Here is a 7,509-nt window from a genome sequence, read left to right as displayed (position 1 = left end):
GCCGGCACCTCCGCGGTCCCGCCGGGGAGCGGCGGGCCGGCGAGGTCTGCGAGCAGCGCGTCGAAGGGCGACACGGCCCGGCCGGGAGCCCCGGCCGGGGTGTCGTCGCCGGCTGCGGGGGAAGCGGCGGGGCCGTCGGTGTCGCGGTCCGCGACGGGGGCCTCCGCGGGCGCGGGGGCGGCGGGTTCCTCATCGGGGGCGGGACCACCCCGGTCGGACCAGGCGGGGGCGTCCGGCCCGGCGGCCCCGGCAGGCATGTCCGCGTCGCTGCCTGCGGCCGCGTCGGTGCCGGTGACCGCGTCGGTGCCGGTGCCTGCGGCCGTGTCGGTGTCGGCGGCAGTGTCGGTGTCGGCGGCAGTGGCCGTGTCGGTGTCGGCGGTGCTCGCCTCGGGGGGTGTGGTGCTCCGGCTCGGCTCGTGGGGATGTACCTCGGGCGACCGGTCGGCGGCCGCGGCCCTATCCGGTACGGGTGCGGCGTCCGCGGCGGCCGCGGCGTCCTCGCCCTGGTCCCGGCCGTCGGTGGTAGCCGGGTTCACACCGTCGGCGGGCGCCGTCGGTGTCGCGTCCTCGCGGCCCCCGGTGCGGGGCTCCCGCGCAGGGCCGCCGCTCACTGCTGGGCCTCCATCGCGACCCGCAGCGCGGCGATGCCGCGGGAGCCGTACGCCTTCACCGAACCGGTCGATATCCCCAGCGAGTCGGCGACCTCGGCCTCGGACATGTCGGCGAAGTACCGCAGCACCAGCACCTCGCGCTGGCGGCGCTGGAGGTTGCGCATCGCCTTGATGAGGTCGGCGCGTTCCAGCTTGTCGTAGGCGCCTTCCTCGGCGCTCGCCATGTCGGGCATCGGCTTCGACAGCAGCTTCACGCCGAGGATGCGGCGGCGGAGCGTGGAGCGGGACAGGTTGACGACGGTCTGGCGCAGGTAGGCGAGGGTCTTCTCGGGGTCGCGGACCCGGCTGCGGGCGGAGTGGACCCGGATGAACGCCTCCTGCACGACGTCCTCGCAGGAGGCGGTGTCGTCGAGGAGGAGTGCGGCGAGGCCGAGAAGGGAGCGGTAGTGCTGCTGGTAGGTCGCGGTCAGCTGGTCGACGGACGTGCCCTCAGCCATGGAGGTGTCCGTGTCCTCGGCGGCTATCCGGACCTGCGCCGCCTCGTGGGCCGGTATCGGGGCGATCACCGGGAACCCCGCAACGGGACGCGGGAGGGCGGTCGGCCGGTGCACGGGTGCGGTGAATTCCAGTACCTCTGCCACGCTTGTTGGACACGCGCTCCCCCGCGTTGGTTGTACGGCGCGCACAGGTTTCTCGCCGCCGGGCACACCGCCCTCATCCGTACCGCCTGCCTCCGTCCGGGGCTCCGATCCGCGGGTCGCGCACCGGGCGCGTGGGCTCTGCCCGACGCCTCCGCCGACACGTCGTTCGCGCCGCGGGGGCGTCAATCCTCCCCCGCGTGATGGGCTCGATCAACCCGGCCGCGGCCGTGAGTTGATCACGGAACGTTCACAGTTGAGCAGCATCGGACATCCGAGCGACCACTACCGGACAACCGGTCAGGCGGTGACCGATGTGCCGTCGAGGTGGCGCTGCGGGCCCGGCCGGCGGACGGCGGGCGGCGGTGCGCCGACCGTGCTGCGATCCTGACGGCATGGCACACCCATCCCACCCCGTCGCCGAGCTGGACGGGCGGCCCATGACCGACGAAGCGCTGCTCGCGACCGCTCTCACCGGCTACGGACACTTCACGACGATGCGGGTCACCGGGGCGCACCGGGTCCGTGGACTCGACCTCCACCTGGCGCGGCTCGTCCGCGACTGCGGGGTGCTGTTCGGCACGGAACCGGACACCGCCGCGGTGGTGCGGTCCGTGCGCCGGGCGGTGGAGCGGAACCGCGCCGCGGTGACTCCCGGTGACGATGTGGTGGTCCGGGTTTCGCTGATCGCCCCCGAGTTCGACGTGGTCCGTCCCCCGGCCGCCGCCGTGCCGCGGGTGCTGGTGACGGTGCGCGAGGCACCGGCCGCGCGGCTTGCTCCGCTGCGGGTGCGGACCGCCCGGTACGTCCGCGAGATGCCGACGGTGAAGCACAGCTCGCTCCTCGGCGCGCTGCACACCCGCCGCGCCGCGCAACTCGACGGCTGGGACGACGTGTTGTTCATCGACCGCGAGGGTCGGGTCACCGAGGGTGCGACCTGGAACGTGGGATTCGTGCGGGACGGCGACGTGGTCTGGCCCAGGGGCGACGCCCTGGCCGGCGTCACCGCCGCGCTGCTGCGACGCACGGAACCAGGCAGCTCGGCGCAGGTCGCGGCGACGGAACTGGCGGCGATGGACGCGGCGTTCGCGACCAACGCCGGGTTCGGCGTCCGGCCGCTGGCCGCCGTCGACGGGACGCGGTTCGACCCCGGCCATCCCGTCCTCGACCGGCTCCACCGCGCCTACCTCGCCGTCCCCGCCCAACCGCTCTGAGGGCGCGCCGCCGACGCCCGGCCCGCGATGGTCGGGCGTGGCGGTGGAAGTCGGTGGCGGTGGTGGCCGGTGGCGGTGGTGGCCGGTGGCGGTGGTGGCCGGCGGCGGTGAGAACGCCGGCGGCGGTGAGAACGCCGACGGCCGGTCGTCCCCCGCGGGTGCGGGGGACGACCGGCCGGAGCGGTGCGCGTGACGCCGCCGGTCACCCGACCGGGCGGCGGTGTGCCGTTCCGCCCGGTGTCCGGGCGGAACGGGTCAGCGGCCGGTGCCGCCGTAGACGACGGCCTCGTCGCTGTCGGAGTCCAGACCGAACGCGGTGTGCACCACACGCACCGCCTCGTTGACGTCGGCCTCGCGGGTGACGACCGAGATGCGGATCTCCGAGGTGGAGATCAGCTCGATGTTCACCCCGGCGTTGGACAGCGCCTCGAAGAAGGTCGCGGTCACGCCCGGGTTGGTCTTCATCCCGGCGCCGACCAGCGAGATCTTGGCGATCTGGTCGTCGTAGCGCAGCGACTCGAAGCCGATGGCACCCTTGCGCTTCTCCAGCGCGTTGATGGCGGTGGGGCCGTCGGTCTTCGGCAGCGTGAAGGAGATGTCGGTCAGCCCGGTCGCTGCGGCGGAGACGTTCTGCACCACCATGTCGATGTTGATCTCGGCATCGGCGACGACGCGGAAGATCGCCGCGGCCTCGCCCGGCTTGTCGGGGACTCCGACGATCGTGATCTTCGCCTCGGAGGTGTCGTGCGCGACACCGGAGATGAGCGCCTGCTCCATCGGCTGGTTCCCTCGCGGTTCGTTGCTGACCCAGGTGCCCTGCAGTCCGGAGAAGGACGACCGCACGTGGATCGGGATCTGATAGCGGCGTGCGTACTCGACACAGCGGTGCAGCAGCACCTTGGAGCCGGAGCTGGCCAGCTCCAGCATCTCGCCGGCCGAGATCCAGTCGATCTTGCGTGCCTTCGGCACGACCCGCGGGTCGGCGGTGAAGACGCCGTCCACGTCGGTGTAGATCTCGCAGACCTCGGCGTCGAGGGCGGCGGCGAGCGCGACGGCGGTGGTGTCGGACCCGCCGCGGCCCAGCGTGGTGATGTCCTTGCGCTTCTGGGAGACGCCCTGGAAGCCGGCGACGATCGCGATGTTGCCGTCGTCGACGGAGCTCTTGATGCGCCCGGGCGTGACGTCGATGATCCGCGCCTTGTTGTGCACGGAGTCCGTGATGACACCCGCCTGGCTGCCCGTGAAGGACTGCGCCTCGTGACCCAGGGATTTGATGGCCATGGCCAGCAGGGACATGGAGATGCGCTCGCCCGCGGTCAGCAGCATGTCGAACTCGCGCCCCGACGCGACCGGCGACACCTCCTTGGCGAGGTCGATCAGCTCGTCCGTTGTGTCACCCATCGCGGACACCACGACGACGACCTGGTGGCCGTTCTTCTTGGTGTCGACGATTCGCTTGGCAACGCGCTTGATGCCTTCGGCATCGGCAACGGAGGAGCCGCCGTACTTCTGCACGACAAGGCCCACGTGTGCTCGCTCCTCGAATCAGTCTCGCTCTCCGGGCCCCCTCGCGGAGGACACCGGCCGGCTCAGCTTACCGAGCGGACACCTTTCGCCCATTTCGCCGCCACATCATGAGACGGTGTGCCCGCTCCGGGGTCACCCCTGCCCGTCCCACCAGGCGACACACCGAACGTGCGGCAGCTCACAGCGGCGAAACCACCCGTAAGGGCGCATTACATCCGCTCACGGCACCTTCACATGCGCTGCGCAGCGACGCACTCACGGCTCCACCGGGGGCGCCACCGGGCGCACGAAAGGGGCCGCGCGTGGCGCCGGGGGCCTCGTGGGGCAGAACGGACGAGGGTGCGTCCACGGCGTGCCCGGCCGACCCCTGCCCGGCCGCGCGCGCCCGGCCGGGCAGGGGTCGCACCACCGCAGCCGGGGGAACGGCCGGCCGCCCGCGGGAAACGACCGACCGCGCCGCTCCGCCACCCCCGGCAGGGGCGGCGGAGCGGCGCGGTCGCCGAGCGGCCGGGGACGGCCGCGGCCGTCAGGCCCGGTCGGGACGCAGCCCGAGCGGCGCGGCGATCTCCACCGCCATCACCCTGCCGGCCTGGCGCTCCAGGTCGCCGTCCTCCACCTCGGTGTCGGTGTCCAGTCCGTCGAGCTCCGCCAGGGGCGTGTCGAGCCGGACGTGCGCCACCAGCGACTGCACCGCGCGCAGCGCGGCACCGGCGGTGGGGCCCCAGTTGGAGAGGTAGGAGAACTGCCACCACCACAGCGCCTCGCTGACGCGACCCGCCCGGTAGTGGGCCATGCCGTGCCGCAGGTCGGTGACGACGTCCGCGAGGTCGTCGGAGATCCGGCACGCCACGGGCATGGCCCGCGGCACGTACGGGTCGAACACCTCGGAGTAGACGTCCACCGGCGCCAGCAGTCGGGCCAGCCCGTCACGCAGCCCGTCCATGTCGGGCTCGGGGCCGGTGTCCGGCTCGTAGCGCTCCTCGGGGACCACGTCCTCGTGGGCGCCGAGGCGCCCACCGGCGAGGAGCAGCTGCGAGACCTGCAACAGCAGATGCGGTACGGCGCTGTCGGGGTCGTCGCCCTTGGCGATCTCCGCGACGGCGATGATGAAGCTCTCGATCTGGTCGGCGATCTGGACGGCGAAGGCGTCCGGGCCCTCGACGGCTGCGGTGACCGCCTCGGGGCTCCTCAGCACGGCGGTGGGCGTGGGCCCGCCCGTCGCGTCCAGGAGCTCGGTGGCGGTGAGTGCGGTGGGTGCGGTGGTGGCATCAGACATCGAGTAGTCGCCTCCCCTCGAAGGCACGCCCGAGCGTGACCTCGTCGGCATATTCCAGGTCTCCCCCGACGGGCAGCCCGCTGGCCAGGCGGGTGACCTTCAGGCCGAACGAGCCGACCATGCGGGCCAGGTACGTGGCCGTGGCCTCGCCCTCCAGGTTGGGATCGGTGGCCAGGATCAGCTCGGTCACCGTGCCGTCGGCGAGGCGCGCGAGGAGCTCCTTCACCCGGAGGTCCTCCGGGCCGATACCGTCGATCGGGCTGATCGCGCCGCCCAGCACGTGGTAGCGCCCCCGGAACTCCCGGGTGCGTTCGATCGCCACCACGTCCTTGGACTCCTCGACCACGCAGATGACCGAGGGATCACGCCGGGGGTCGCGGCAGACCCGGCACTGCTCGTCCTGCGCGACGTTGCCGCACACCGAGCAGAACCGGACCTTGGCCTTGACCTCGTTCAGCGTCTGCGCGAGCCGGCGCACGTCCACCGGATCGGCCTGGAGGATGTGGAAGGCGATCCGCTGCGCGCTCTTGGGACCGACGCCGGGCAGCCTGCCCAACTCGTCGATGAGGTCCTGGACCACGCCTTCGTACACGGATGCCTTCCTTGTTCTTTCCCTTGAACGTCGGTGGGTTTGAGGCTAGTTGTCCGACCGCTCCACCGCTACCACATGGCCGTCACCCACGTGGGTCAACCTGCGCCCCGCACGCCCCGGCCGTCCCGCCGCCGCAGCGACCGGCGGGGCCGGGGCGCGGCGGTCAGAAGGGCAGGCCGGGGATGCCGCCGCCGCCCATGCCCTGGGCCAGCGGGCCGAGCTTGGCCTGCTGGAGCTGCTGCGCGTTGTCGTTGGCGGCGCGCACCGCGGCCACCACCAGGTCGGCGAGGGTCTCGGTGTCCTCGGGGTCGACCGCCTTGGGGTCGATCTCCAGCTCCTTCAGCTCGCCGGCGCCGGTCACCACCGCCTTGACCAGGCCGTTGCCGGCGGAACCCTCGACGGGGGTCTCGGCGAGTTCCTGCTGCGCCTGCGCGAGGTCCTGCTGCATCTTCTGGGCCTGCTGCAGCAACTGCTGCATGTCCGCCCCACCACCGGGAAACACGGCCGCTCCTGGGAGTCGATGAAAAGCACGTACCCCTTGAGCCTACGGTCTGCCGTCGCCGAGCACTCCTCGATGTCCCATTCACGGGGGAACGCCCCGCCCGGCGCGGCCCCCGGCAGCCCGGGGAACCGCTCCGCGGCGCCCGCGGCAGGAGCGCCGCCCGGCGGACGCGTCGGGGGCGCGGGGGTGTCGGGCGGCGGTGCGGCTACTCGTTCTGGAACTGCTCGATGATCGTCGCGCCCAGACCGTTGATGATCAGCTCCGAGCCGGAGAGCGCCTTCTCGTCCAGGTCGGCGTCGTCGTACGCCGGCATGTCGTCCTCGATGGCGACCGGTGGCGAAGCGGGTCGACCGGGCGAGGCCGCCGCCGCGGCGGAGGCACCGCCGTACCCGCCGCCGGGGCCACCCGCCCCACCCTGACCGCCAGGACCACCGGGAGGGGACTGGTGACCGCCGTTCGCTCCGCCCGGCCCGCCCGGCCCGCCCTGACCGGGACCGTGGCCCCGACCGCCGCCAGGGGGAGCACCGGCGCCCGGGCCGCCGTGGGCCTGGCTGCCCTGCGGTCCGCCGCCGTACGGTCCACCGCCGGGGCCGCCGTCCGCCGGCGGTGACGTCGGCTGCGGCGCGGGGGGCGCCGCGGGCTGCGGCGGGGAGAATCCCTGGCCGCCGCCGAAGGAACCTCCGCCGCCGGGACCGGCCGGGGCGGAGCCGCCCCCGCCGCCCTCGACGACGGACTCGACCTTCCACTGGCCCCCCAGCACCTCGCCCAGGGCCTCGCACAGCAGCGCGTCGCTGTTGCTGTTGACGAAGCTGTCGCGGGCACCGGCGGTCGCGAAGCCGAGGCGGAGAGTCGAACCGTCCTCCCCGCTGATGCGGGCGTTCTGGCTCAACAGGATCCAGCTGAAGCGCCGGCGCTTCTTCACCGCCTCCAGCACCGCATCCCAGCGCGGCTGCACCTGCGGAACCCCGCCGGTGGCCAGGGGCGGCGGAGCCTGCTGCGGCTCGGGCCGGTGGCCACCGGCCTGCTGCGGCGCGGCCGGGGCGGCGTGCTGGGCGGGGCGCTGCGCGCCGCCCTGTCCCGGTTGCACGGCACCCGGCCACGCTCCCGGCGTCGCCCCCGCGGCCGGGCGGGCGGCTCCCCCACCGGAGG

General features: G+C 73.6%; 6 protein-coding genes and 2 pseudogenes. 1 reads left to right on the top strand and 7 read right to left on the bottom strand.

Annotated features, from left to right (window positions below):
* Positions 1-611 (bottom strand): annotated as a pseudogene (locus HCN52_RS19430) (hypothetical protein); the annotation flags it as partial.
* Positions 608-1,240: a SigE family RNA polymerase sigma factor gene (locus tag HCN52_RS19425; protein ID WP_209314744.1), complete on the bottom strand. Its 633-nt coding sequence runs from the start codon at positions 1,238-1,240 to the stop codon at positions 608-610. The pseudogene HCN52_RS19430 and the gene HCN52_RS19425, both read right to left, overlap by 4 nt.
* Positions 1,241-1,644: 404 nt before the next feature.
* Between HCN52_RS19425 and HCN52_RS19420 the strand changes: the two genes are divergently transcribed.
* Complete coding sequence (locus HCN52_RS19420) at positions 1,645-2,463, top strand: aminotransferase class IV (RefSeq protein WP_168089737.1); 819 nt, start codon at positions 1,645-1,647, stop codon at positions 2,461-2,463.
* A 255-nt stretch (positions 2,464-2,718) separates the two neighbouring features.
* Here the strand turns inward: HCN52_RS19420 and HCN52_RS19415 are convergent, their stop codons facing one another.
* The 5 genes and pseudogenes from HCN52_RS19415 to HCN52_RS19395 all read right to left on the bottom strand — a co-directional run.
* Entirely contained in the window at positions 2,719-3,990 is a 1,272-nt protein-coding gene (locus HCN52_RS19415) for an aspartate kinase (RefSeq protein ID WP_168089736.1), read from the bottom strand.
* 526 nt (positions 3,991-4,516) lie between these two features.
* Complete coding sequence (locus tag HCN52_RS19410) at positions 4,517-5,266, bottom strand: DUF5063 domain-containing protein (protein WP_168089735.1); 750 nt, start codon at positions 5,264-5,266, stop codon at positions 4,517-4,519.
* Positions 5,259-5,858: a recombination mediator RecR gene (gene recR, locus HCN52_RS19405; protein ID WP_168089734.1), complete on the bottom strand. Its 600-nt coding sequence runs from the start codon at positions 5,856-5,858 to the stop codon at positions 5,259-5,261. Before recR ends, HCN52_RS19410 begins: the two co-directional genes overlap by 8 nt.
* A 163-nt stretch (positions 5,859-6,021) precedes the next feature.
* A complete protein-coding gene (locus HCN52_RS19400; protein WP_168089733.1) occupies positions 6,022-6,360 on the bottom strand; it encodes a YbaB/EbfC family nucleoid-associated protein in 339 nt (112 codons plus the stop codon).
* Between the two features lie 205 nt (positions 6,361-6,565).
* Positions 6,566-7,509, bottom strand: a pseudogene (locus HCN52_RS19395) (DNA polymerase III subunit gamma and tau); the annotation flags it as partial.

Source organism: Streptomyces bohaiensis (genome assembly GCF_012033785.1).
GTDB lineage: Bacteria > Actinomycetota > Actinomycetes > Streptomycetales > Streptomycetaceae > Streptomyces > Streptomyces bohaiensis.
The sequence above is the reverse complement of the archived record's forward strand: the minus strand, read 5'-3'. Positions and strand labels throughout refer to the sequence as shown.